Genomic DNA, 24,102 nt, shown 5'->3' on the forward strand with positions numbered 1-24,102 from the left:
GTGTCATGTGCCGAGCAGCCGGTCGATGACTCCGGCCGCCCACTCCTCGTACTGCTGCGGTGTCCAGCCCGAGATGCCGGTGAGCAGGTGGTAGACCTCCACGCCGAGGACCGCCCACGCCCCGTCGCGCTCCTCACGGGTCACCTCGCGCCCCGCCACCCGGGTCATGCCCTGCTCGATGCTGATCCGCCTGCGCTGCTGGTTCTCACGCAGCCTCTGGGCCAGATCGCCGTTCGAGGCGGCCGCCTCACGGAGTGCGAGATGCACACCCGCGGTCCGCTCGTGGATGGCGGTGACCAGCCGGGCGGCCGCCGCGATCCGCTCCTGTCGGGTCCCGGAGCCGAGCAGGGCGAACTCGGGCCGCTCCGCCAGCGCCTCCGGCTCCGCGTCGCCGACCACGGCGACGTCCAGGGCCGCCATCAGCAGATCGCTCTTCGACCGGAATCCCGTGTACACCGTCTCGACCGAGACACCCGCCTCGCGGGCGACGTCCCGCATCCCGGTCGCCGCCCAGCCGCGCTCCGCGAACAGCCGCACGGCCGCGGCGAGCACCGCGGCCCGTGTCTCCCCGGCCTGCTGTTCGCGACGCGGTGAGCGGTACTGACGTCGCGCCCGGGGCGCCTGCTCCGCCGCCATCAGCGCTCCACGGCGCTCTGTGCCGGGACCTGCGGTCGCCACCAGGCAGCCACCCGGCGGCGGTAGGCCCGGGCGAAGCCGTGCAGCAGGACGAACCGCGGCAGCGGCGGCACGAGGTGGACCACGATCCGGTGCCCCTCGGGGTCCAGGCCGTCGAGCAGCCAGTGCCCCTCCATCCCCAACTGCCCGAAGGACTTGGGCTTCACGTTGTACTTCTGGTCCCAGGCGTGCCAGTCGGCCCGGGAGAGGTTCGCCGCCACGACCGGCATGCCCTGCTCCACCTCGCGCTCCAGGTGCGGTACGAGCACGATCGTCAACGCGTCGAGTGCCGCGAGGAGTTCGACCCGCGACTCGCCGGTGGCCGATCCCGCGTACCGCCGGGCGGCGACCGTCAGCGCCTCGGCCGCCGGCTCGATCCGGCGGTGGTCGGCGTCCAGCGAGTCCAGGAGCGGCACCGCCGCCGGGTCACGCTCACGGACCAGCGGCCACAGGCCCTCGTCCTCGCCGGTGTGGTGCGCATGCAGAACCTCCATCAGCCACACGACGTGCTCGCCCAGTGCGCGCGCCCGCGGGTGCTCCGGATACGGCTCGGCGGTCAGCACCGTACGGGCACGGTCCAGGTCGCGGCACAGCGCACGGTGCACGATCCCCATCATCCGCGTGTCCGCACGGCTCGAATCCGTTCCCATCTCGCCCTCCCCCTGGTTGCCTCGAGATCGAGACTAGAACGACCCTGCTTTCTCTACAAGCCCGTTCCGTTGAAATCTGGGTGGACACCGTCGATCCACCCAGGAGCCGCGCGGCGGGCCCCGAGGCAGACCGGGAAGGGCGCCGGCCGGTCCACGGTTCAGGACCACGGATGGTCGGGCGCACCGTCGACGCGACGGACACCGTCGTTGTCGTCCATCCAGCTCGGGCGTGTGGTCAGGAAGGACAGATCCTCGTTCCGGCCCTCCGTCATGATCCGTAGCCTCGCCCCCTCTTCGTCGGTCAGCGCGGTGAACCAGGACGTCAGGTCGTCGTCGCCGCTCGTCCAGTCGATGCGCTCGTGGAAGCGGTGGAACCAGTACGTTCCGCAGGAGGCGCACCGCTGCAGCGACTCCATGTCGTGGTGCGACTCGTACAAGGTGCGCACGACGCCCAGTTCGGGAGTGCGACAGCAGTCGATGAAGTCAGGTGTGTTCACGGAGTCGCCGGTCCTTTGCTTCGCCGAGGGTTCCCGTCGGCGATCAGTCGACCAGATCCGGGCGGACGCCGGGAGATCCCGAATGTCCCGGGTACGGTCCGGCCGCCATGGCAGGCGACCCGCTGGGCACACGGAGGACGACTGTCTTCATCGAGCAGGCGTGTGGTGGAGGGGACCGTCCCGGGCTCGCCTTGCGGACCCGTTCCGGAGGGGGCGATGCTGAAGAGGAGGCATGCCGGTTGATCATATGGACCGGGCGCCGCGGGCCCGGAGCCCGCGGCCACCGCGGTGTACGCGGGCAGCGGGCTCCTGGTGAGGCCTGACCGATCCCAGCCCGAGCGGACGGCGTGTCGCGTTCGTTCCGTCATGCCCTGATCGCCGGCCCTGTGCCGCCGGAGCCCAGAGGAGACGCCATGACGTCCGGCACCATCTCCGCGCAGATCACCGACTACGCCAATCGAGCCGATCCGTACCCGCTCTACGCGGAACTGCGCAAGACACCGGTCAGGCGGGAGGACGACGGCACCTACCTGGTCAGCACCTACCACGAGGTGCGGAGCCTCGCCAACGACCCGCGGCTGAGCAACGACACCCGCAACCGTCCGCCGGGCCTCGCCCGCACCGCGGAAGCGGAGGAGACGGGCCTGCCGCCGAGCTTCATCTTCACCGACCCGCCGCTCCACGACCGGCTGCGCAACACCATCAACCGGCCCTTCGGCCCCCCGCACAGCCCCAGATTCCTCGACGACCTGCGCGGAGAACTGGCCGAGGTCGTCACCCAACTGCTCGACTCCTTCGAGGGCAAGGACCAGGTCGACATCGTCGACGACTTCGCCTACCCCCTTCCCGTCACCGCCATCTGCAAGGTCCTCGGCGTGCCGCGTGAGGACGAACCGCGCTTCCACGGCTGGGCCGATGCCCTGGCATCGTCACTGGATCCGCAGGCCGGCGAGGAGGGGCGGAAAAAGGGGCAGCAGGCGCGCCAGGACCTCGGCGCCTATCTGTCCGACCTGATCGAGACCAAACGCCGCCACCCCGGCCCCGGGATACTCAGCGCGCTCGCCCCCGACATGACACCGGAAGACCTGGAGGCCACCGCGGTACTGCTGCTGGTCGCCGGCCACGAGACCACCGTCAACGCGATCACCAACACGACCCTCACCCTGCTGCGCCGCCCCGACGTCCTCGACCGGTTCCGGAAGGACCCGGACCTGGCCGTCCCGCTCATCGAGGAAGTGCTGCGGTACGAGCCCCCCGTCCAGTTCGTCCCGTGGACCACCGCCCTGGCGGACATCGACGTCGCCGACACGACGATCCCCAAGGGCTCGCCGGTCTGGCTCATGCTCGCCGCGGCCAATCGCGACCCCCAACGCTTCAGGGACCCCGACCGGTTCGTTCCCGACCGAGAGGACAACGAGCATCTGGGCTTCTACACCGGCATCCACTACTGCTTCGGCGCCCCTCTCGCCCGCATCGAACTGTATCTGGCGGTGCCCGAACTGTTCCGCCGGGTCAAGATGTCCCGGCTGCTCGAGGACCCCCCGCCGTACCGCGCCAACGCCGTGCTGCGCGGCCCCCGCCACCTTCCCGTAGCGATCGAGGGGCTCACGGACTGAATCACCGCCGCACTGCGCCGAACTGAGCGGGCCCACGGGACGCCTCGAGCCACGCCCCCGCGCCCCGGGTCAGCGCAACCGGACCGGCAGCCGCTCCGGTCCCCTGATGAGCATGCCGCCCCGCCAGGTGATGGTGGCGGGATCGGCGTCGAGCGCGAGGCCGGGACAGCGCCGCAGCAGGGTGCCGATCGCGATCCGCCCCTCCAGTCGTGCCAGTGGCGCACCCAGGCAGTAGTGGAGGCCGTGTCCGAAGGCCAGGTGTCCTCGCGCGTCACGCCGTATGTCGAAGCGCTCGCCGCCGGGGAAGCGCGCCGGATCACGGTCGGCGTCGGCCAGAGCCACAAGCACCAGTTCCCCGCCGCCCGGTATCACCGTGCCGCCGATCTCGACCGCGGTGGTGGTGAAACGGTAGGTCGGGGTCTCCACCGGCCCGTCGTAGCGCAGCATCTCCTCGACCGCGTTCTCGAGCAGTGCGGGCTCGGCGCGCAGGGCCGCGAGTTGCCCGGTGTGGGTCAGCAGGGCCAGGACACCGTTGGAGACGAGATTGACGGTCGTCTCGTGCCCGGCGACCAGGAGCAGCCAGACGGTGCCCAGCAGTTCACCGGCCGACAGTCGGTCGCCGTCCTCGTCCGTGACCCGGATCAGCGCGCTGAGCAGGTCGCCCTGCGGGTCCTGCTGTTTGCGGGCGATCAAGCCGGCGAGGTACTCGCTCGCCGCGGCCGCCATGGCCATTCGTTCATCCGCGTCCCGGGACGTCAGGGCGGTGTTGGACCAGCGGCGGAACGCCTCTCGATCCAGTGACGGAACGCCGATGAGCTCGCAGATGACGGCTATGGGCAGCGGGAACGACAGCGCTTCGACCAGATCGGCCCGCCCGCCGGGGCGCGCGAGCGCGGCGTCCAGAAGCCCGTCGGTGATGCTCTGCACCCGTGGCTCGAGGGCCCGCACCCGGGCAGGGGTGAACTCCTTGGCGACCAGTTTGCGCAGTCGGGTGTGGTGCGGCGGATCGGAGTTCAGCATGTGCCGGCCGGCGGCGATGTTCGACACACCGAGGTCCGGGGAGGCTTGGGACCATTCCTTTGACAGGGTCGGATCCGCCAGCGCGGCGCGCCCCGCCTCGTGCCCCACCACGAGCCATGCGTCCGCGCCCTCGGGTATCCGCACCCGATGCACCGGCCCCTTGGCGCGCAGCGCCGCGTAGACCGGGTACGGATCGCGGGTGAAGTCATGGCCGAGACCGGCGAGGTCCACCAGATCACCGGCACCCCATAAGTCCTTCGCATCTGCCACGTGCAGTCCGTCCTTCTGGTGGGCGAAACGCCGATCCGGTCTGCGGGTGCAAACGTATCCCCCCGAGGTGCCTCGAAGCAGCGGCCGATCCGGCCAAACAGGGCGCCGGGCGGTCGGGCGAGGCCGGCACCGAAGGAGCCGGCGAACACGGTGCCCACCGGCCGGGGCGGTGCTCGCGTCGCGGTACTCCCCGGGGAGTAGCGGCGGCCGCACACCGCCCCACGCAGTACCCCTCGACTCGGCCTCAGGCGCGACGACTTGCCGTCCGGCCACCGGAAGTCTGGGAACACACCCGGAAACCACGGCGGAGGGAGCCCGAGACATGGGGGCGGCAGCGATCACGAAGCGGGGCGGACGACGGCCACGAGCCGTGCCATGGGTGGTGCTCGGGCTGTGGGTGGTCCTCTTCCTGCTGGCCGGGCCGTTCGCGGGGAAGTTCTCCGGAGCGCAGCAGAACGGGGCCGTCGACTATCTGCCCGCCGGCGCGGACTCGACCCGGGTGGCCCGTGTCCAGAACGCGTTGCCGGGCGGCGAGTCGACCGATCTCGTCCTCGTCTACCACCGCGACGGCGGGCTCACCGCGGCCGACCGGCAACGGGCCGCCGACCAGGTGTCCGAGATCGGGACGACATACGAACTGACGGGCCGGCCGAAGCCGATCGGGTCCCAGGACGGCGGCACCGTGATGTACGCGGTGTCCAGCACTCGGCCCGGCCAGGACGAGGACGCGCGCAACGCCTTCGTGGACGGCGTCCGCGAGGTCGCGCGCGACACCGACGGACTCAGCGTCGAGGTCGGCGGGCCCGGGGCCCTCACCACCGACATGAGCAAGGTGTTCGGTTCGCTCGACGGCACCCTGCTGTACGCGACGCTCGGTGTTGTCACCGTGCTGCTGATCCTCATCTACCGCAGCCCGTTCCTGTGGCTGGTGCCGCTGGGCGTCGCCGGGGCCGCCGCGGGCATGGCGATGGCCGGCGCGTACGGCCTCCACGAGGCTTTCGACATCACCATCAGCGGTCAGAGCGGCGGGGTGATGACCGTCCTCGTGCTGGGTGCGGGTACCGACTACGCGCTGCTGCTCATCTCCCGCTACCGCGAGGAACTGCGCCGCCACGAGCGGCCGTACGACGCCATGCGTGCGGCGCTCCGCGGCTGCGGCCCGGCGATCCTCGCCTCCTCCGGCACCGTGGCGGCGGGGCTGCTGTGTCTGCTCGCCGCCGACCTCAACAGCAGCAGCGGCATGGGGCCCGTCGCCATGGTGGGTGTCCTGTCGGCACTCGTCGCGATGACCACGTTGCTGCCCGCGCTGCTCGTCCTGCTCGGGCGCCGTGTCTTCTGGCCCCTGATCCCCGCCTTCGGCAGCGAACCGCAGTCCCGCCGTTCGTTGTTCACCGCTGTGGGCTCCCTGACGGCACGCCGCCCCCTCGTCGTGCTGGTCGGCGGCGCCGTGCTGCTCGGCGCCCTCGCCCTGGGCGCTCTCAATCTGCCCGGAAGCCTCAGGCAGGCGGACTCCTTCACCGAGAAGCCCGAGTCGATCTCCGCCATGGAGACACTGGCCCGTGCCTACCCCCAGCGCAGCAGTCAGCCGATCACCGTCGTCGCCCCGGCCGACCGCGCCTCGGCCGTGCTGGACAAGGTCCGTTCGACGGACGGGATCGCCGACGCCGCGGCGGGTCGCAGCGGCGGTGGCTGGACCGAGATCTCCGTCCACGCCGACGCCGCCCCCGAGACACCCGGTGAGACCCGCACGATCGAGGCGCTGCGCGCCGGCCTCGACCGGTCCTACGGCGCCTATGTCGGCGGCCCCAGCGCGCAGCAGCTCGACCTCGCCGACAGCCAGGCCCGGGACCGCCGGGTCGTCGTACCGCTCGTCCTCGCCGCCGTGTTCGTCATCCTCGTGGGGCTGTTGCGCAGCCTCGTGGCACCGCTGATGCTGCTCGTCGCGGTGGTCGCGGTGTGGGGCGCGGCGCTCGGCATCGGCGGGCTGGTCTTCCACCCCCTGCTGGGCTTCGAGGGGACGGATCCGGGGCTGGGTCTGCTCTCCTTCGTCTTCCTGGTCGCCCTCGGCGTCGACTACGGCATCTTCCTGATGCACCGCATGCGCGAGGAGTCCCTGGCGGGGGCCGCGCCGCAGACGGCGGCGCTCACGGCCCTGCGCACGACCGGAGGGGTCATCGCCTCCGCGGGCGTCGTCCTGGCGGCGACGTTCGCCGTCCTCACCACGCTGCCGCTGGTGGGCCTGGTCGAACTGGGCTTCGTGATCGCGGTCGGCGTACTCCTCGACACGTTCCTTGTCCGTACCTTCCTGGTGACGACGGCGAGCATGCTGCTGCGGCGGAGGGTGTGGTGGCCTGGCCGGCTCTCGCGCGAGCCCGAGCGGCCGGCTCCGCCGAAGGAGCCGCAACCCGTGACCGCCTCCTCGCACTGACCGACCGGTGCCCCTCCCTCCCGGAGGGGCACCCCCGTGGCGGAGGATGAGCCCGTGCAGGCAAACACGACATCGGTACGGCCCCGCCGGGGCGAGCGCATCATCGCCGCGCTCAACCGGGACCCGAGGACCGCACCGCACGGCGTGCGCAACGACGCGCTGCTCGCCGTGGCACTCGCCCTCTCGGCCGTGTGCCTCGGCCTGCTCACCGACCAGGCCCGCCACCCCGACGCGCTCGGCTGGACGCTGCTGCTCGCCGCGCACGTGCCGATCGTGTGGCGGCGGCGCCGTCCACTGCTGGTGCTGGCGGCGGTGGTGGCGCTGGTCGCGCCGTACCACGCGCTGGACAACAACCACGGGGCGCCGCTCCCCGCCTCGTTCGTCGCCCTGTACACGGTCGCCGTCACCGGCCGTCCCCTGCGCACGATCCTGACGGGCACCGCCGTCCTCGGGATCGTGGTGAGCGTGATGCTCACCGTGAACGCCCATCAGGCGCTCGGGCTCCTGCGCGTCTCCGGCTGGGTGATCGCGGTGCTCTTCTTCGGCGTCGACGTCCGCTACTACCGCCAGTACGTCGCCTCGATCGTCGAACGCGCGGAGCGCGCCGAACGCACCCGTGAGGAGGAGGCGCGCCGGCGTGTCGCCGAGGAGCGGGTGCGGATCGCGCGTGATCTGCACGACCTGCTGGCGCACAGCATCACCCTGATCGGGGTGCAGACCTCCGTGGCCGTCCATGTGCTGGCCGCCGATCCCGAGCGACTCGACCGCGCGGCGATCGCCCGGGCACTGGAGGACATCGCCGGGACCTGCCGCACGGCGCGCGGTGAACTGCGCACCACCCTCGATGTGCTGCGTGAGCAGGGCGCGGAGGGCGAGGCGCGCGGGCCGCTGCCCGGCGTCGACGGCGTCACCGACCTCGTGGGCGCGGCTCGGCTCGCCGGCGCCCGCGTCCGGCAGACCGTCCGGATCCGCGAGGTCCCGCCCGCGGTGGGTGCCGCCGCGTACCGCATCGTGCAGGAGGCGCTGACCAATGTGGTTCGGCACGCCGGACCGGAACCTGTCGTACGTGTCGACCTCCACGAGAAGGACGGCGCCCTGCACCTGTCCGTGACCGACGACGGCACCGGCCCCAGCCCCGGTGGAGTCCCCGGCTACGGGCTCGTCGGCATGCGGGAGCGAGCCCGCAGCGTGGGCGGCACCATCGACGCCGGGCCACGGACGCAGGGTGGTTTCGAGGTGGCCGCCGTCCTGCCTCTCATGATCACCGCCACCACCGGGGAAGGGGCCGGATGAGCATCCGCGTGCTGCTCGCTGACGATCAGACCCTGGTCCGCGCGGCGTTCGCCATGCTGGTCGAGTCGGCCCGCGACATGGAGGTCGTCGGACAGGCGGGCACGGGCAGGCAGGCGGTGCAGCTGGCCCGCGAGGCACGCGCCGACGTGGTCGTGATGGACATCCGCATGCCCGACCTGGACGGCATCGAGGCGACCCGGCTGATCGCCGCCGACGAGGATCTGGCCGGGGTGAAGGTGCTCGTCCTCACCACCTACGACACCGACGAGAACATCGTGGAGGCGCTGCGCGCCGGTGCCTCCGGCTTCCTGGTGAAGGACACCAGGCCCGCCGAACTCCTCGACGCCGTCCGCACCGTGGTGGCCGGTGAGGCACTGCTGTCGCCGGGGCCGACGGCCCGGCTGATCGCCCGCTTCCGCCGCAGTCCCGTCGCACCCACCACGGGTGGACCCGAATGCCTGTCCGACCGTGAACGCGAGGTGCTCACTCTGGTCGCACGCGGCCTGAACAACACCGAGATCGCCGAGTCCCTGGGTCTGAGCCCGCTGACGGCCAAGACCCATGTCAGCCGGATCATGGGGAAGCTGAGGGCGCGGGACCGGGCGCAGCTGGTCATCGTGGCGTACGAATCGGGGCTGGTGACGCCGGGGGCCGGTAGGTGAGTCGGCCTGCTTCGCAGGGCGTGACCGGCGCGGACGTGATCCAGGGCGCCTGCGCGTCATGCCCGGGACGTCACCCGCCCGGCCCATCACAGAGAGCCTTCCGCGCCGTCGCGCACTTAGTGTCGCGGCAGGGGCCGATGCGAATCCCGGCCGCGGAATGCGCTACGACGCCTGCCGATCCCGGCGCGTGCTCGCGCGAGTGCGCCGAGGTGGAGCAGAAGACCTGAGGAGAGGCGCTGCCCATGCATGCCTTCGGATCACGACGACGCCTGCGCCGCATCGCAGTGTGCGCATCCACGGCCGCTCTCACCGGCACCGCCCTGACGATCGGCGGCGGCACCGGGGCCGCCGCGCAGCTCACCGCTGCGCCGGCGGCGAAGAGCAGCAAGCCCACCGTGGTGCTGGTGCACGGCGCCTGGGCGGACACATCGAGCTGGAGCGGCGAGGTCCGGATTCTCCGGGCCAAGGGATACGCCGTCCGCTCCATCGCCAACCCGCTGCTGGGTCTGACCAGTGACGCGCGCACGGTCGCCGGCTTTCTGCGGAGCATTCCCGGCCCCGTCGTCCTGGTGGGCCATTCCTACGGCGGCTCGGTGATCACCAACGCCGCGGCCCAGAGCGGGAATGTGAAGGCGCTCGTCTACGTCGACGCCGCCGCTCCCGCCGTCGGGGAGACCACCGGGTCGCTGAGCGGTTCCACATCCGCCCTCAACGCACCGGCGAGCAAGCTGTTCGACTCGGTGCCCTACGCCGACGCCCCGGCCGGAGCCGCCGATCTCTATCTCAAGAGGGACGTCTTCCTCAAGAGCTTCGCCAACAGCCTGCCGGTGCAGCAGGCCACGGATCTCTGGGCCTCGCAACGAGCCGCCTCGAGCGCGGCGTTCAGCATCCCCTCCAAGTACGCGGCATGGAAGACCATCCCCTCCTGGTACTTCATCAGCAGCGGGGACCGGATCATCACACCCGAATCGGAGATGAGGATGGCCCGGCGGGCCGGCTCGAAGGTCACCACGTTCCAGGGCGGCTCGCACCTCACTCTCATCTCCGACCCGGAGCCGGTCGCCAAGGTCATCGAATCGGCCCTCAGCGCCGTGAAGTGAGGCCGGCCGTGTGCCATCGTGCGCCGCTGTCCGAGGAGGTGCGGCCGGTGGAGGCGATACGCGTGCGGGTGCCGCGGCCTCCTGCTCGGGGCACCTGACCGACATGATGCACGAGATGACGACGCATCCCTTTCACAACGTCACGCACGCGGCGGAACCCGCCGCCCTCCTCGACCGGTTGGGCACCGTGTTCCGGACGTTCGACGAACAGGACTCGGGCTGCGTGTCGTACGGGCTACTGGCCGACGGGCGGCGTTGGTTCGTGAAGACCGCCACGACCCCCGAGGGTCTTTCGTCCCTGCGGCGTGCGGTGGCGCTGCACCACAGCGTCTCGCACCCGGCCGTCGTCCCGCTGGTGCACTCCTTCACCACCGACAACGGCGCGGCGCTCGTCCACCCGTGGACGGCCGGGGAAGTCCTCTACCATCCGACCCGCTCGCGCCACGGGGGTCGCGCGGCTCCCGGACGTCCGATGGCGCGCTTCAGAGCGCTTCCGCTCCCCCGTGTTCATGCCGCTCTCGACGCCGTCCTCGACGCCCATCTCGCCGTGGAGGCGGCCGGATTCGTCGCGGTCGACTTCTACGACGGCTGCATGCTGTACGACTTCGACGAGCATCGCATGGTGCTGTGCGACCTGGACGAGTACCGGCAGGGGCCGTTCGTCCTGGACGCGGACCGGCTGCCGGGGTCGACACGCTACATGGCGCCGGAGGAGTCCGTGCGCGGAGCGCGGATCGACCTCCGTACCACCGTGTTCAGCCTGGGCCGGGCGCTGCGCCTCCTGCTGGACGCCGGGGACGACGAAGAGCACTGGCGTGGGACGCCTGAGCAGTTGGAGGTGGTCAGGACGGCCACCGCACGCGTTCCCCGGGACCGGTTCCCGTCCGTCCGCGCCCTCGCCGACGCCTGGCGGTCGGTGGTCTGAGCCCTGGGCCCGAGCCGGGGGCGGGAGTCGCTGCCTCGGTGCGGGCACCCACGATGCCGGGCCCGGGGAGGGCCGCGTCTCCCGCCGTCGTTAGCGTGGCCCCTGCATGTACTGAACCGACTCCGGAGGACCCCGTGCCCGCAGCCCTCGGCGAGGACGTGGTGGCGCTGCTGCGCCGCCCCATCACCTGCTACATCGCCACGACCATGCCCGACGGCTCGCCCCAGCTCACTCAGACATGGGTCGACACCGATGGCGAACACGTCCTGATCAACAGTGTCGAGACGCATCAGAAGACCCGGAACATCGCGCGCGATCCGCGGGTCGCCATCGCTGTCGCGGACCCCGCCGAGCCGGCCTCCTACATCCAGATCCGCGGCCGTGTGGTGCGTGTGACGACCGACGGGGCATCCGAACACATCGAGTCGCTGGCGCAGAAGTACCTCGGCGGGCCCTACCCCTGGTTCGGCGGCCGCGACCAGGTCCGGGTGATCTATGTGATCCGGCCCGAGCGGATCAGCAGCCCTCGCGGCTGACCGTGCCGTCACCGGCAACGCGTGCGGTGCGCGGTAGACCGGGTGATGTGTGGGCCGTCCGTCCGGCGGAACGGTCCCCTGCCTCGCACCGGCCGGTCCCCCTTCGGCCGGCCCCGGGAGCGACCTTCTCCGGTCCGTGTACGGGCCGTACCCGGTAGAGTCCCGCACCCGATCACAGCAGCAGGAGCGAGTGTGACCAGCCGATTGTTCTTCATCTCCCCCGCCGTGAGCGCATCGTTGCGGCAGGCCCGCTTCGACGACGGCTGCTCGATCGACGACGGCGGGGCGGAACAGGCCCGCTCGGCGGCGGGCTCGCTGCCCCCGGCGGTCCGTGTGCTCGTCTCGCCCGGCGTGCGCTGCCGGGAGACGGCTGCTGCGCTGGGCCTGGACGGCGTGGTGACACCGGAGTTGGGCGGTCTCGATGCGGGTCGCTGGCGAGGCCGCACCCTCGACGAACTGGCGGCCGAGGAGTCGGAGGCGGTGGGCCGCTGGCTCACCGACCCCGCCTCCGCGCCCCACGGGGGGGAGTCGGTGCAGGACTTGTGCGGACGGATCGGCCGTTGGCTGGCCACCGCCCCGGAGACGGACGGCCGTACGCTCGCCGTGGTCGAGCCGGAGGTCGTACGCGCGGCCGTCGTACGGGCACTGGACCTGCCGCCGACGGCGTTCTGGCGCCTCGACGTCCCCCCGCTGACGGTGACCGAACTCAGTGGCCGGGCCGGACGCTGGAACCTGCGGCTGGGCCGTCCACCGGCGGGGCCGCACGCGGACTAGGCGATTGACGCGGGCGTCACCGGGAGCACCTCGACAACGAGGCGCCTCCCGAAAGGCAACACCCACTGCATTTGGGCGAGGCCGCGGTCGGCCGCCCCTCCGGGGCGAGGCGGACCGCCTCGTGGCCGCCGAAGGTGAGGCGATGCGCGCCGGTGTCCGGGCAACACGAAAAGGCCCCGGGAAGGTTCCACTCCGCAGGGCCCTGTCGTGTTTTCCGGCGGTGTCAGTGAGCGGCCGGAACCGCCCGCCCCGACGTGGCCGCCGCGGGCTTCGGGTTCAGCAACCGCTGGGCCAACTCGCCGAAGACCAGGCCGAATCCGCCCCAGAGGACGATCTGCATGGCCAGTGCGGAGAGCCGGAACCGCCACAGCAGCGTGGCCGGGAAGTCCCTGGGCACCTCGTTGATGACCGGCAGGAAGGCGTACGCCAGGCCGATCGCGACGGCGAACGCGGCCACCGCCACGACGGTGGCGTACCACGTGCCCAGCGAGGGTGAGAGCCGCTTGCCGAGGATGGTGGCGCCGACCGCGAGGAGCACGCTGAGCACCATCATCAGGAAGTACAGGGTGGTCCGCTTGCCGATGGTGTCGGGGTCGCCGACCGACGGCGGGTTCGCCGGGTACTTCAGGAACGGAACGACGTACACGGCGAGCAGCGCACAACCGGACAGCAGCAGGGCGGTCGCCCGGGGGCTGAAGCGGCCGACACGGCCCAGCGCGAAGCAGAAGGCGAGCGCCGCGATGCCGCCGAAGGCCACCCCGTAGACCAGGACACCGGTGGCGAGACCGGCGGTGGACTGCAGGGAGCGGGAGACGACTTCCATCTCGTGCTCATGGGAGTGGGCGTCCTCGAAGCCGATCGCACTGTCCACGTTCGGCTCACCGAGGAAATAGGCGACGACGAGGGCGAGCACACCGGCGGCCAGGCCGGCGAGCATGCCCCGCACGAGAAGGTTTCTTACGGTTGCGGAGTTCATGGGGGTGCGACGTCCCTCGCGTCAGTGGCAGGGGAAGCCGAGCAGGTGGCGGGCGTCGTGCACCCACTCGTGGACGTCCGTGCCGTTGAACACGGAGGTGGCGCCCTGCTCGGCGCCGACGAAGTAGAGCAGGATCAGCATCAGGATGCCGAAGAACACCGCCCAGGGAGCTATCGCCTTCAGCGGCAGCGTGGCGGGAACGACGGGGTTGGTGGCTGTCGGCTGGGCGACGGACTGCGCCATGGCAGGCCTCCTCTGGGAGTTCGCGTCCCATCTCGGTGGTGCACAGGACGACGGCCACGGGTCTGACTCACCGGGCGCCCAGGGGCTCCCGGAATACAGTGGCGCGACCGTGCCGGATTCCCACCGGCTTCCGTCGTACCGTCGTCGATATCGGACAGACCGTACCGCGTGACACGGGCATGGCCAAGACCGCATCCACCTGGCGTGATCTTCCTCTCCACGCGCGGCGGACGATTCCGTGGCGCCCGGGGCAGCCGTGACGGAACTTCCCCGACGGCCCACCCGCGCACGTGGGCCGACGGTCTCTCGCGGTGGGCGGGCTCCTGGGCCGCGGCCGGACGGCGTGGTCCCGGGCGCCACCCATCGGGGGATCGTGTGGCGCCCGGGCGCTGCACCTGCCGGCTCACATCGCAGGTGGTGCGTTCCGGGCACCGGTCACGGGGGAGTGTCCATCGGCCCCCGGAACGCTGTGAGCAGCATAGCAAACGTTTGACCATCCACTGTTCCGAGCCCGCATGGGCAGCGCAAACAGTGTCATGCACGAGCGATGCACTGCGTCGCGGCGTCCGATACAGACACGACAACTACCGTACAGCGCAGACCATTTGGACGAGGTGGCAGCAGCATGACCGCTTCCTGTGGCGGTCCGCATCGATGCGATGACAGAATTCACAATGTCTTGAGTATGGACGATCATTGGCACACTATCTGGTGACTGTGAACCTTTCGTCTGAGCCTGATCCTCTTCCCTCCCCCGCGGCGGACCCCGGATCGCCGCTGAGTCCCGGCACGCACACGGTGGCGGTGCGGTACGGGTCCTCCCTCATCGAGCAGCGCTACCACGTCGCCGGCACGGGGCCCGTGTGCGTCGCCCATTCCGGCGGGCCCGGCATCGGTTGGGACTATCTGCGCATGCCCCTGCTCGAGCGGCACCTGACCATGGTCCACATCGAGCCCGTCGGCACCGGCGCGTCCGGTCGGCTGCCCGACCCGCGTGCGTACAACCTGGCCACGTACACCCAATTCCTGCACGCGGTGATCGAGCACCTCGCGCTGCCCGAGGTCGCCCTGCTCGGCCACTCGCACGGCGGGTTCGTCGCCCAGCGGTATGCGCTCGACCATCCGGCGCGGGTCGCCTCCTTGATTCTCTACGACACCTCCCCGGTGACGGGCGAAGAGTTCTGGTCGGCCGCGGTCGCCGACATGGAGCGGTTCGCCCGGCGTCACGCGGCCGGGCATCCCGAGGTGGCCACCTATGTCGCCGGGCTCACCGCGCGGCTGGACCTGCTGTCCGACGAAGGCGCGACAGCGGTGCTGCGCACCATCACTCCCACGTACTTCTTCGACTACTGGGGACGTGAGAAGGAGTTCGCCCCGGCCCGCGGGACGCTGCGCATGTACGCCGCGCCCTCGGCGGGGGAGGGCCCGCCCTTCGACGTCCGGGAGGAGTTGCCCGGTATCGCGGCGCGCACCCTGGTCCTGGTCGGAGAGGCGGACTTCATCTGCGGCCGGCGCTGGGCGCGGATGATCCACGAGGCGGTCCCCGGAGCGGAGCTCGTTGTCCTGGACGAAACCGGGCACCTGGGGCACATCGAGCAGCCGGAGGAGTTCGCGACGGCGGTGGTCGCGTTCCTGCGGTCTCCCTCCTGAACCGGCACCCGCAGCGACCCGCCGTGGCCGGGTTCGTGGTCGTCGACGTGTCACACATGTGCGGGCCGTCCGGTCTCCCTTGTGGGGACACGTCGTGGGCAGGCCCTGGGGTGGCCTGCCCACGGCGGCCGCGGCAGTGGTCCGCGCCGGTCCCGTCAGCGCGTCGCGGCGCACCGAGACAGGGAAGGGATGATGTGCATGTCGTACCCCGAGCGGGTGTGGTACACGGGAGATGACGGCGAGATCAACGCGAATTTCCGACCGGTGAGTACTCCGCCGAATGTCGGAACCGCCGGCAAGGACGCCATTCACTACCTCGCGACCACGACCACCACGCGAGGTGAGTTCGGACTGTATCGGGTCGAGATGAGTGCGAGGTCGGGTGGCCCCAAGACCCACTTCCACCGGACGATCTCGGAGTCCTTTTTCATCCTCGACGGCACCGTGCGGCTGTTCAACGGCGCCGAGTGGGTCGACGCGCTGCAGGGCGACTTCCTGCATGTACCGCAGGGCGGGCTGCATGCTTTCCGAAACGACTCCGACGCCCCTGCGGACATGCTTCTCCTCTTCACGCCGGGGGCGCCGCGTGAGAAGTACTTCGAAGGGCTCGCGGAGATGGCTCATGCCACGGACGAGGAGCGCGCCAGGTTCTTCGCCGAGCACGACTCGTACTTCGTCGAGTGACCGGCGGGTCGACACGCCGATGTCCCCCGGCTCCGTGGCAGGGCGCGGGTGTGCCCTGCCACCGAGCCGGGCCGTGTCGGTCGCGGGCCGCCTGCCCGGGCGGAGCAGCGCAGATCAGTGTGCGGACCGGGGCGCCCGCAGATGGGCGCGCTGTGCCAGTTCCTCCTCGTCGACCACCGTCAGCATCGGCTGGCCCGGCGCACACAGCATGGTCACGACGAACCGGCATCGCGCGTCCGTTCGGGCATTGCCGTCCTGGTAGTGGATGACGTCGCCGCCCGGTTCCCAGAAGGTCTCACCGGTCCCGACCACACGTTCCGGCTCACCTTCCAGCTCGAAGCGCATCTCGCCTTCGAGCACGTATCCGAAGGCCGGCCCCGAGTGGCGGTGCGCGGGGGTGCCCGGGTCACCAGGAGGCCATTCGACCAGGATGGTCATGCCCGAGGCGTTCTCGGGGATGAAGGGCGGCTTCACGTCCTGCAGCGTCGTCACCGCCGTCTTCCACACTTCGGATCGCGGCCTGGCGCCCGCCGCACCCGTCGAGTCGTTGCTTGACACCGTGTTGCACCTCCATGTTGTTTCCCTGCACCTATGCATGTCCGTTCACGGGCAGGCGGTGAGGCCGAGCCGCCAAGATCCCCCGCTCGGCGGTGACGCCGTCCGTACGTTCGAGACCGATCGGACCTTCCCCGTCGTGTCTACGTCCGGCGGTCACGGCCTCCTGCGTCCCGGCCGGGGCGTGGGGCGACCGCGCTCGGTGTCACAACAAGGACGTGCGGTCTGTCCTATTCAGTGCGCGCGGCCGGATCCGCCCTCACCAAGACCCGGGCGCAGGCGCCGGAGCCGACGAGCGCCGGCTCAGCGGTCCGCGCGGGCACCGCGGCGCGCGGATGCGGGGCGGCCTCCCGCATCCGCCGTCCTTCGTGCCGACCGCGGGGACGGCCGTGCCCACCGTCCGCCCCTCCACACTTCGACAGGAAGACAGCAATGAGTGTTCCGGCTCGGCCCACAGATTCCTCCGCGACGAGTGAACTCGACCAGCTGCCCGACCGTGATGCCGAGGAGACGGAGGAATGGCGGGCCTCACTCGACGCCGTCATGAGGCATGCGGGGCACGAGCGCGCCGTGTATCTGCTGCGGCGTGTGCACGAGTACGCCGCCGCATCCGGGGTGACGCTGCCCGGGCTTCTGTCCTCCGACTACATCAACACCATCCCCGCCTCGTCCCAGCCGGTCTTTCCCGGCGACATCGGGATGGAGTCCCGTATCACCGCGCTGAACCGGTGGAACGCGGCCGCCATGGTCACCCGCGGCTCCCGGCTGGGTCTGGGCGGTCACATCTCGACCTACGCGTCGGCGGCCTGGCTCTACGAGATCGGGTTCAACCACTTCTTCCGCGGCAAGGACCAGGACGGTTCAGGGGATCAGCTGTTCCTGCAGGGCCACGCCTCGCCCGGCATCTATGCGCGGGTGTTCCTGGAGGGACGGCTGCACGAGGACCGGTTGGACGGCTTCCGGCGCGAGGCCGGCGGTCACGGTCTGCCGTCGTACCCGCATCCGCGCCGCCTGCCGTGGCTGTGGGAGTTCCCCACCGTGTCCATGGGGCTGGGCCCGCTCGCCGCCGTCTACCAGGCCCGGTTCAACCGCTACCTGCACAGCAGGGGCATCAAGGACACCTCCGGTTCGCATGTGTGGGCCTTCCTCGGTGACGGCGAGGCGGACGAGCCCGAGTCGACGGCCGCGCTCCAACTCGCGGCACGCGAGGGCCTCGACAACCTCACCTTCGTCGTCAACTGCAACCTCCAGCGGCTGGACGGTCCCGTCCGGTCGAACTCCAAGATCGTGCAGGAGCTCGAGGCCCGGTTCCGGGGTGCGGGCTGGCATGTGGTGAAGACTCTGTGGGGCGAGGCGTGGGACGGAGTACTGCGGCAGGACACCGACGGATCGCTCGTCCGCCGTCTCGGTGAGGTGCCCGACGCCCAGCTCCAGACCTACGCGGCACGGGACGCCGCCTACATACGGAAGCACTTCTTCACCGGCGACGCCCTGTCCGGGATCGCCGCGGGGCTGAGCGACGCCCAGCTCACCGATCTGTTCGAGAACTCCCGCGGCGGTCACGAACCGCTCAAGGTCTACGCCGCCTACCGGGCCGCCGTCGAGCACAAGGGTGCGCCGACCGTCGTCCTCGCCCAGACGGTGAAGGGGCACACGCTGGGTTCGGACTTCGAGTCCCGCAACGCCAACCACCAGATGAAGAAGCTGACGACGGCCCAGTTCCGCCGGATGCGCGACACACTGGACCTGCCCATCCCGGACAGTGCGCTCGCCGGTGATCTCGTGCCGTTCTGGCACCCCGGTGAGAACTCGGAGGAGGTGCAGTACCTCCGCGACCGCCGCTCCGCCCTGGGTGGTCCGGCCCCGATACGCAAGGTGGTGGCCAAACCGCTCCAGCAACCGCCGTCCGGCCCCTTCGAGGCCCTGCACAAGGGCTTCGGCAAGCAGGAGGTGGCCACCACCATGGCGCTCGTCCGGCTGGTCAAGGACCTGATGCGCGTCGAGGGAACGGGGCGGCGCTGGGTGCCCATCGTCCCCGACGAAGCACGTACCTTCGGTATGGAGTCCCTGTTCCCGACGGCCGGGATCTACTCCCCCGGAGGCCAGACCTACGAGCCTGTCGACGCCGATCAGCTGCTGCACTACAGAGAGGCCGAGGACGGCCAGCTCATCGACGAAGGCATCACCGAAGCCGGGTCACTGGCCGAGTTCACGGCCGCGGCGACGTCGTACGCCACACACGGCGAACCCATGATCCCGTTCTACATCTTCTACGCCATGTTCGGGTTCCAGCGGACGGGGGATCAGTTCTGGGCCCTGGCCGACCAGATGGGCCGCGGGTTCGCGATCGGGGCCACGGCCGGCCGCACCACGATGACCGGCGAGGGACTCCAGCACGCCGACGGACACTCGCACCTGCTGGCGTCCACGAACCCCGCCGCCGTGAGCTACGACCCGGCCTTCGCCTACGAGATCGCGGTGATCGTCAAGGAGGGGCTGCGCCGGATGTACGGCGATCGGCCCGAGGACATCTTCTACTACCTGACGGTCTACAACGAGCCCAAGCGGCAGCCGGCCATGCCCACCGGGCCCTCGATCGAGGAGGGCGTCCTGCGGGGCATCTACCGGTTCAAGGAGGCCGAGCGCCAGGGCCCGGGGCCTCGGATCCAGTTGCTCGCCTCGGGCACGGCCATCCACTGGGCGCTCAAGGCCCAGGAGTTGCTCGGGTCCCAGTGGGGAGTCCGGGCGGACGTCTGGTCCGTGACCTCCTGGACCGAACTGCGCCGGGACGCGCTGGAGGCCGACCGGGCACGGCTGCGCGGTGAGGAGCGCACCCCGTATGTGACGGCGGCGCTGTCCGGCGCGCCAGGGCCCGTACTGGCGGTCAGCGACTGGATGCGGCAGGTACCCGATCAGATCAGCCAGTGGGTCGAGCAGGACTACTCGTCACTGGGAACGGACGGTTTCGGCCTCTCCGACACCCGCGATGCCGTGCGCCGCTATTTCCGCGTGGACGCCGAGTCGATCGTCGTCGCGGCGCTGGACCGGTCGGCCCGGGCCGGCGCCGTCGACCCGCGGACGGTGGTCGAGGCACGCGAGCGCTACGGCTGGCGGGGGTGAACACCGTGCCGACCTGCCGGAGGCGGCGGAGTCCGCCGGCGATCTGCTCAACCGACCAGCCCTGACGGCACCGCTTAACCCGCGGGCCGCACCGCATTCGGCGCGGCCCGCGGTTCTGTCCGCACCGAAGACCGACGGTCGTACCCGGGCGTCGCCGGTACCGTCGACGCCGGCCGCCCGGCCTCGCCGGGGAGGGCGGTCGATCGTTGAAGCGGACCACACTGTCGTGCGGAGACAGTGGGCTGTCCGCCGCCTCCTCCTGCCGCTACGGCCCTGGCGGGGGCACCCGTGGGGACGCCGCGCGTGCCGCTGTGACGGCTTGTAACATGGTGCTGCACAGCTGGAGGAGACGTATGCGCGCCGGTGATGATGCAGGCACCCTCGAACAGGCGACGAAGGATTTCATGGCAGCGCGTCCCCGGCTCTTCGGTATCGCGTACCGCGTGCTCGGCAGTGTGGTGGAAGCCGAGGACATCGTCCAGGAGGCGTGGGTGCGGTGGCAGAAAGCGGACCGCTCCGACGTCCACGAGCCGGCGGCCTTCCTGTCCACGATCACCACGCGTCTGGCGCTCAACTCCGCCCAGTCCGCAAGGACGCGGCGCGAATCGTACGTCGGGCCGTGGCTTCCGGAGCCGGTCGACACCAGCATGGATCCGCAGTTGGGCGCCGAACGGGCCGAGGCACTCGACCTCGCGGTTCTCCACCTGCTGGAGAAGCTGAACCCCGTGGAGCGCGCCGCCTACGTGCTCAGGGAAGCCTTCAACTACCCGTACAAGCAGATCGCGGACATGCTGGAGACGAGCGAGGCCAACACGCGCCAGTTGGTGAGCCGCGCCCGGAAGCATCTGTCGGCGGAACGCAAGGAGCCCGTCAGCTCCACCGCACACCGGCGGCTGCTGGAGGTGTTCCTCAGCGCTGCGCAGACGGGTGATCTGTCGGCCCTCGAGCAGCTGCTCACCGCGGATGTGATCAGCTACTCCGACGGTGGAGGGATGCGCGGCGCGAGCAGGATTCCGGTCGTCGGGCGTCCGCACGTGTCCAAGTACCTCGTCGCCTTCGCCCCGCGTTTCTGGCCTCAGCGGGAGATTCGCTGGGTCGAGGCCAACGGCCGGCCGGCCGCCCTGGTCATGGACGACGGCGAGGCGGTGGCCCTGCTGTCCCTCGACGCCTCGGAACGAGGCATCGAACGCCTCATGTGGGTGCTGAGTCCGTCGAAGCTCGCTCCCTATGTCGCCTCGCTGAAGGGCTGAGGCGCCCCTTCCCACCGCCGTCGCCCCTGCGCGGCGCATCGTCACCGTCTGCTCCGACCCTGTACACAGCGTCACGGGCGGGTCGAGCGGCACTCTGGTACGGGCCCCGCAGGGCGGGCGGGGATCACCCGCGGTGCACGGCGGCGACACTCGATGTCCTCGGGCCGGATGCGGATGATCCGGGGTCCGTCGCGCATGGCTCCGTACGACCGGTCAGCGCTTCGCCGTGTGACAGCTTCCCTGTCACATCCGGAAGATCCTCGCTGTCTTAGCGGAGACGGGACGAGCACCACGCATCCCGTCACACCTCACCGCCCCAGTTGATCACGAGCCGCACAGTGGTGTGGCCGCCCGAGAGGAAGATCGATGAACGCACGCCTCGTGTCAGTGAGTGAAGGCCGGCCGCTCGCCGGCTCCATCGAGATCGGTTCTCATACGCTGACCGCGGGCGCGCACGACCCGGCCGGCGAGGACACGGATCCCACGCCCGTGGAACTGCTCCTCGCCGCGCTGGGATCGTGCACCTCCACGGCCGTCCGCGCGGCCGCCGACCGGCACGGCTGGCTGCTCGACCGTGTTGATGTGACGGCACAGTTCGATCCACAGGGGCAGATCGTCAGGCACATCCGTCTGACCGGCGAACTGGACGCCCTCCAGATCCAGCAGCTGCTGGCCGTGGCGGCTCGCTGTCCTGTGCAACGTCTGCTGACCCGTGAGGCCCGAGTCGTCACCGTGCCCACGGTCGCGGCGAGGCCGGGGACCGTCCGCAGCCGGCCACAGCCGCAATGAGCCTGCCCGCACCGCCCGTTGAGATGTGCGGTGCGTCACGGAGGGGCTGCCGCAAAGCGTCCGGTTGCCCTCGTGGATGCGGTCCACCGGGCATTCGACGAGGCAGGTTCTGTCCTGGACGTCGACACAGGCTGTGCGAGGACGTAGGTCATGTTGTGACACTCCTGGCCTCTCCCCTGGAGCGTGTCCAGCCGGGAGGACCCGGCACGGACGGAAGCGAAGGGGACACGCACCGTTTCCCGCCCCCCGCCCGAGAGCCGCGGCAGCACGTCACGGGCCTGTCGCCGACACAAGGTGTCACAGATGCCGGGACAGCTTTGTCCTAGTCAGTGACAACCACAACGATCGGAGCGGACCGTGGCAATCACCGAACGACGTCTTTCCACCATGGTGCTGGTGATCGGCACCGGGGGTGCCGGGTTGCGCGCGGCGATCGAGCTGGCCGAGGCCGGTGTCGACGTCCTCGCCGTCGGCAAGCGCCCCAAGGACGACGCCCACACGGCCCTGGCGGCAGGGGGGATCAACGCGGCGCTGGCCACCATGGACCCCGAGGACAGCTGGCAGCAGCACGCGGCCGACACCCTGAAGGAGAGCTACCTGCTGGCCGACCCCCGCACCGTGCAGATCGTCACACAGGGCGCCGCGCGGGGCATCGACGACCTGGAACGCTACGGCATGAACTTCGCCAGGGAGCCCGACGGCCGGATCTCCCAGCGCTTCTTCGGCGCGCACAAGTTCCGGCGCACCGCCTTCGCCGGCGACTACACGGGCCTGGAGATCCAGCGCACCCTCATCGGGCGCGCGCAGCAGCTGGACATCCCCGTACTCGACGGTGTCTACATCACCCGGCTTCTGGTGCACGACGGAGCCGTGTTCGGTGCGTACGGCTTCGATCTCACCCACGGAACCCGATACCTGATCCATGCCGACGCGGTCGTTCTCGCCGCGGGCGGCCACACCCGGATCTGGCGACGCACCTCCTCGCGCCGCGACGAGAACACCGGCGACTCCTTCCGTCTGGCCGTGGAGGCCGGCGCCCGCCTGCGCGACCCCGAACTCGTCCAGTTCCACCCGTCCGGGATCATCGAGCCGGAGAACGCGGCCGGCACCCTGGTGAGCGAGGCCGCCCGCGGCGAGGGCGGCATTCTGCGCAACGCCCTCGGGGAACGCTTCATGACGCGCTACGACCCCGCCCGCATGGAACTGTCCACCCGCGACCGCGTGGCCCTGGCCTCCTACACCGAGATCAAGGAGGGCCGCGGCACCGACAAGGGCGGCGTATGGCTCGACGTCTCCCACCTGCCCCGGCAGACGATCATGAACCGGCTCCCCCGGGTCTACCAGACCCTGCTGGACCTGCAGATGCTGGACATCACCCGCGATCCGATCGAGATCGCCCCCACCGCGCACTACTCCATGGGCGGCGTCTGGGTGCGCCCCGAGGACCACAGCACCAACGTACGCGGCCTCTACGCCATCGGTGAGGCCTCGAGCGGCCTGCACGGCGCCAACCGGCTCGGCGGCAACAGCCTCATCGAACTGCTTGTCTTCGGCCGCCTCACCGGCCGGGCGGCCGCCGCCTACTCGCAGTCCCTGACCGCCCAGCCGCGGTCGGCCACGGCGGTGGCGGAGGCCCGCGCGGAGATCGACGACCTCCTCGCCGCCGACGGGCGGGAGAACGTCCGCGCCCTGCAGCGCGCGATACGCAACACCATGACCGAGCACGCCGGTGTCGTACGCGACGAACAGGGTCTGCGCACCGGGCTGGACGAGCTCGCCACGATCGAGAAGAGGATGGAGGACGTCGGTGTCCACCCGGACATCGCCGGCTACCAGGACCTCGCCCACGCCTTCGACCTCAAGTCCGCCGCCCTGGCGGCTCGGGCCACCCTGGAGGCGGCCCTCGAGCGTCGCGAGACCCGCGGCTGCCACAACCGCAGCGACCACCCCGACATGGACCCCGCTCTGCAGGTCAATCTCGTGTGGTCCCCCACGACCGGCGTCACCCGCGAAAGCATTCCCCCCATCCCGGAAGAGATCACCACCCTTATGGAAGAGGTCTCGACGGACGGAAAGCTCGCGGAATAGCCCGGTAGGCACTTCCGGTCCCACGGGACACCTCTCGACCGGCGGTACAGCCGTTTTGATCAGCGACACCCTTCCGGACCGTACGACGGCAGCAGGAAGCCCGGTGGCCCCTGCCCTCGGCAGGGGCCACCCCGTCACGCCCGCCTCGGGGCACCTCCGTCGGGCGAACACCGCTCGGCCTTCCGAGCCCGGCGGGCCGTTGCCGTTCCCGCCTCACATCTCGCGGCGTCGGCACGCACAGCTGGCGGCACTTGGCGGCATTCCTCGCTCCGGCCGCGCCCACGCCGCGTGACGCCATGCG

The 24,102-nt window shown here is 70.7% G+C and carries 21 protein-coding genes and 1 riboswitch; of the genes, 14 read left to right on the forward strand and 7 right to left on the reverse strand.

Translation table 11 applies throughout. The annotated features are described in order from the left end of the window. Nucleotides 1-3: 3 nt before the first annotated feature. The 3 genes from RCR19_RS06315 to RCR19_RS06325 all read right to left on the reverse strand — a co-directional run bounded on the left by RCR19_RS06315 (nt 4) and on the right by RCR19_RS06325 (nt 1,822). Entirely contained in the window at nt 4-636 is a 633-nt protein-coding gene (locus RCR19_RS06315; protein ID WP_331264196.1) for a TetR/AcrR family transcriptional regulator, read from the reverse strand. After that, a complete protein-coding gene (locus RCR19_RS06320; protein WP_331264197.1) occupies nt 636-1,325 on the reverse strand; it encodes a hemerythrin domain-containing protein in 690 nt (229 codons plus the stop codon). The genes RCR19_RS06315 and RCR19_RS06320 overlap by 1 nt, the downstream gene beginning before the upstream one ends. A 158-nt stretch (nt 1,326-1,483) precedes the next feature. After that, nucleotides 1,484-1,822 carry a hypothetical protein gene (locus RCR19_RS06325; protein ID WP_331264198.1) on the reverse strand — a complete coding sequence of 113 codons (339 nt, stop codon included), beginning with the start codon at nt 1,820-1,822 and terminating at the stop codon, nt 1,484-1,486. 413 nt (nt 1,823-2,235) lie between these two features. Between RCR19_RS06325 and RCR19_RS06330 the strand changes: the two genes are divergently transcribed. Further along, complete coding sequence (locus RCR19_RS06330; RefSeq protein WP_331264199.1) at nt 2,236-3,438, forward strand: cytochrome P450; 1,203 nt, start codon at nt 2,236-2,238, stop codon at nt 3,436-3,438. A 69-nt stretch (nt 3,439-3,507) separates the two neighbouring features. Here the strand turns inward: RCR19_RS06330 and RCR19_RS06335 are convergent, their stop codons facing one another. Next, nucleotides 3,508-4,728: a cytochrome P450 gene (locus tag RCR19_RS06335; RefSeq protein ID WP_331264200.1), complete on the reverse strand. Its 1,221-nt coding sequence runs from the start codon at nt 4,726-4,728 to the stop codon at nt 3,508-3,510. Nucleotides 4,729-5,050: 322 nt separating this feature from the next. Between RCR19_RS06335 and RCR19_RS06340 the strand changes: the two genes are divergently transcribed. From RCR19_RS06340 to RCR19_RS06370, 7 genes are all read left to right on the forward strand, one after another. Then, entirely contained in the window at nt 5,051-7,156 is a 2,106-nt protein-coding gene (locus tag RCR19_RS06340; RefSeq protein WP_331264201.1) for an MMPL family transporter, read from the forward strand. Between the two features lie 54 nt (nt 7,157-7,210). Continuing rightward, nucleotides 7,211-8,449 carry a histidine kinase gene (locus RCR19_RS06345; protein ID WP_331264202.1) on the forward strand — a complete coding sequence of 413 codons (1,239 nt, stop codon included), beginning with the start codon at nt 7,211-7,213 and terminating at the stop codon, nt 8,447-8,449. Beyond that, nucleotides 8,446-9,111 carry a response regulator transcription factor gene (locus tag RCR19_RS06350; protein ID WP_331264203.1) on the forward strand — a complete coding sequence of 222 codons (666 nt, stop codon included), beginning with the start codon at nt 8,446-8,448 and terminating at the stop codon, nt 9,109-9,111. Before RCR19_RS06345 ends, RCR19_RS06350 begins: the two co-directional genes overlap by 4 nt. Before the next feature lie 242 nt (nt 9,112-9,353). Next, the gene (locus tag RCR19_RS06355; protein ID WP_331264204.1) at nt 9,354-10,211 is read left to right on the forward strand and encodes an alpha/beta hydrolase; all 858 of its coding nucleotides are present in this window, start codon (nt 9,354-9,356) and stop codon (nt 10,209-10,211) included. A gap of 115 nt (nt 10,212-10,326) precedes the next feature. Then, the gene (locus tag RCR19_RS06360) at nt 10,327-11,136 is read left to right on the forward strand and encodes a serine/threonine protein kinase (protein WP_331264205.1); all 810 of its coding nucleotides are present in this window, start codon (nt 10,327-10,329) and stop codon (nt 11,134-11,136) included. Between the two features lie 134 nt (nt 11,137-11,270). Next, a complete protein-coding gene (locus RCR19_RS06365; protein ID WP_331264206.1) occupies nt 11,271-11,672 on the forward strand; it encodes a PPOX class F420-dependent oxidoreductase in 402 nt (133 codons plus the stop codon). 192 nt (nt 11,673-11,864) lie between these two features. Next, nucleotides 11,865-12,446, forward strand: coding sequence for a histidine phosphatase family protein (locus tag RCR19_RS06370; RefSeq protein WP_331264207.1), 582 nt, complete (start codon nt 11,865-11,867; stop codon nt 12,444-12,446). A 223-nt stretch (nt 12,447-12,669) separates the two neighbouring features. Here the strand turns inward: RCR19_RS06370 and RCR19_RS06375 are convergent, their stop codons facing one another. Both RCR19_RS06375 and RCR19_RS06380 read right to left on the reverse strand, forming a co-directional pair. Beyond that, the gene (locus RCR19_RS06375) at nt 12,670-13,422 is read right to left on the reverse strand and encodes a CbtA family protein (protein ID WP_331264208.1); all 753 of its coding nucleotides are present in this window, start codon (nt 13,420-13,422) and stop codon (nt 12,670-12,672) included. Nucleotides 13,423-13,443: 21 nt separating this feature from the next. Next, the gene (locus tag RCR19_RS06380; RefSeq protein ID WP_331264209.1) at nt 13,444-13,665 is read right to left on the reverse strand and encodes a CbtB-domain containing protein; all 222 of its coding nucleotides are present in this window, start codon (nt 13,663-13,665) and stop codon (nt 13,444-13,446) included. 35 nt (nt 13,666-13,700) lie between these two features. Next, nucleotides 13,701-13,843, reverse strand: a riboswitch (cobalamin riboswitch). Between the two features lie 626 nt (nt 13,844-14,469). On the opposite strand from RCR19_RS06380, the gene RCR19_RS06385 reads away from it, so the two are divergent. Together RCR19_RS06385 and RCR19_RS06390 are read left to right on the forward strand one after the other, a co-directional pair. Beyond that, nucleotides 14,470-15,315, forward strand: a complete 846-nt coding sequence (locus tag RCR19_RS06385) for an alpha/beta hydrolase (RefSeq protein ID WP_331264210.1) — start codon at nt 14,470-14,472, stop codon at nt 15,313-15,315. A 192-nt stretch (nt 15,316-15,507) separates the two neighbouring features. Continuing rightward, on the forward strand, nt 15,508-15,999 hold the full coding sequence (locus RCR19_RS06390) for a cupin domain-containing protein (RefSeq protein ID WP_331264211.1): 492 nt from the start codon (nt 15,508-15,510) through the stop codon (nt 15,997-15,999). 114 nt (nt 16,000-16,113) lie between these two features. On the opposite strand, the gene RCR19_RS06395 is transcribed toward RCR19_RS06390, so the two are convergent. Then, complete coding sequence (locus tag RCR19_RS06395) at nt 16,114-16,557, reverse strand: cupin domain-containing protein (protein ID WP_331264212.1); 444 nt, start codon at nt 16,555-16,557, stop codon at nt 16,114-16,116. Between the two features lie 429 nt (nt 16,558-16,986). Here RCR19_RS06395 and aceE point away from each other — a divergent pair, with 429 nt between their 5' ends. The 4 genes from aceE (at nt 16,987) to RCR19_RS06420 (ending at nt 23,801) form a co-directional block, all read left to right on the forward strand. Next, entirely contained in the window at nt 16,987-19,674 is a 2,688-nt protein-coding gene (gene aceE / locus RCR19_RS06400; RefSeq protein ID WP_331264213.1) for a pyruvate dehydrogenase (acetyl-transferring), homodimeric type, read from the forward strand. Between the two features lie 353 nt (nt 19,675-20,027). Further along, nucleotides 20,028-20,924, forward strand: a complete 897-nt coding sequence (locus RCR19_RS06405; protein WP_331264214.1) for an RNA polymerase sigma-70 factor — start codon at nt 20,028-20,030, stop codon at nt 20,922-20,924. 366 nt (nt 20,925-21,290) lie between these two features. Then, complete coding sequence (locus RCR19_RS06410; RefSeq protein ID WP_331264215.1) at nt 21,291-21,713, forward strand: OsmC family protein; 423 nt, start codon at nt 21,291-21,293, stop codon at nt 21,711-21,713. Nucleotides 21,714-22,100: 387 nt separating this feature from the next. Further along, nucleotides 22,101-23,801: an FAD-dependent oxidoreductase gene (locus RCR19_RS06420; protein ID WP_331269360.1), complete on the forward strand. Its 1,701-nt coding sequence runs from the start codon at nt 22,101-22,103 to the stop codon at nt 23,799-23,801. Nucleotides 23,802-24,102: the final 301 nt, after the last annotated feature.

The sequence above is a fragment of the Streptomyces sp. WAC07094 genome (genome assembly GCF_036320405.1).
Classification (GTDB): domain Bacteria; phylum Actinomycetota; class Actinomycetes; order Streptomycetales; family Streptomycetaceae; genus Streptomyces; species Streptomyces lannensis.

What these genes read in the sequence shown, in the direction of transcription:
- RCR19_RS06340 (WP_331264201.1), top strand. Translation starts at nt 5,051, where the DNA reads ATGGGGGCGGCAGCGATCACGAAGCGGGGCGGACGACGGCCACGAGCC.
- RCR19_RS06360 (WP_331264205.1), top strand. Translation starts at nt 10,327, where the DNA reads ATGACGACGCATCCCTTTCACAACGTCACGCACGCGGCGGAACCCGCC.
- RCR19_RS06390 (WP_331264211.1), top strand. Translation starts at nt 15,508, where the DNA reads ATGTGCATGTCGTACCCCGAGCGGGTGTGGTACACGGGAGATGACGGC.
- RCR19_RS06380 (WP_331264209.1), bottom strand. Translation starts at nt 13,665, where the DNA reads ATGGCGCAGTCCGTCGCCCAGCCGACAGCCACCAACCCCGTCGTTCCC.
- RCR19_RS06410 (WP_331264215.1), top strand. Translation starts at nt 21,291, where the DNA reads ATGAACGCACGCCTCGTGTCAGTGAGTGAAGGCCGGCCGCTCGCCGGC.
- RCR19_RS06405 (WP_331264214.1), top strand. Translation starts at nt 20,028, where the DNA reads ATGCGCGCCGGTGATGATGCAGGCACCCTCGAACAGGCGACGAAGGAT.
- RCR19_RS06315 (WP_331264196.1), bottom strand. Translation starts at nt 636, where the DNA reads ATGGCGGCGGAGCAGGCGCCCCGGGCGCGACGTCAGTACCGCTCACCG.
- RCR19_RS06355 (WP_331264204.1), top strand. Translation starts at nt 9,354, where the DNA reads ATGCATGCCTTCGGATCACGACGACGCCTGCGCCGCATCGCAGTGTGC.
- RCR19_RS06375 (WP_331264208.1), bottom strand. Translation starts at nt 13,422, where the DNA reads ATGAACTCCGCAACCGTAAGAAACCTTCTCGTGCGGGGCATGCTCGCC.
- RCR19_RS06320 (WP_331264197.1), bottom strand. Translation starts at nt 1,325, where the DNA reads ATGGGAACGGATTCGAGCCGTGCGGACACGCGGATGATGGGGATCGTG.
- aceE (WP_331264213.1), top strand. Translation starts at nt 16,987, where the DNA reads ATGAGTGTTCCGGCTCGGCCCACAGATTCCTCCGCGACGAGTGAACTC.
- RCR19_RS06330 (WP_331264199.1), top strand. Translation starts at nt 2,236, where the DNA reads ATGACGTCCGGCACCATCTCCGCGCAGATCACCGACTACGCCAATCGA.
- RCR19_RS06420 (WP_331269360.1), top strand. Translation starts at nt 22,101, where the DNA reads ATGGTGCTGGTGATCGGCACCGGGGGTGCCGGGTTGCGCGCGGCGATC.
- RCR19_RS06350 (WP_331264203.1), top strand. Translation starts at nt 8,446, where the DNA reads ATGAGCATCCGCGTGCTGCTCGCTGACGATCAGACCCTGGTCCGCGCG.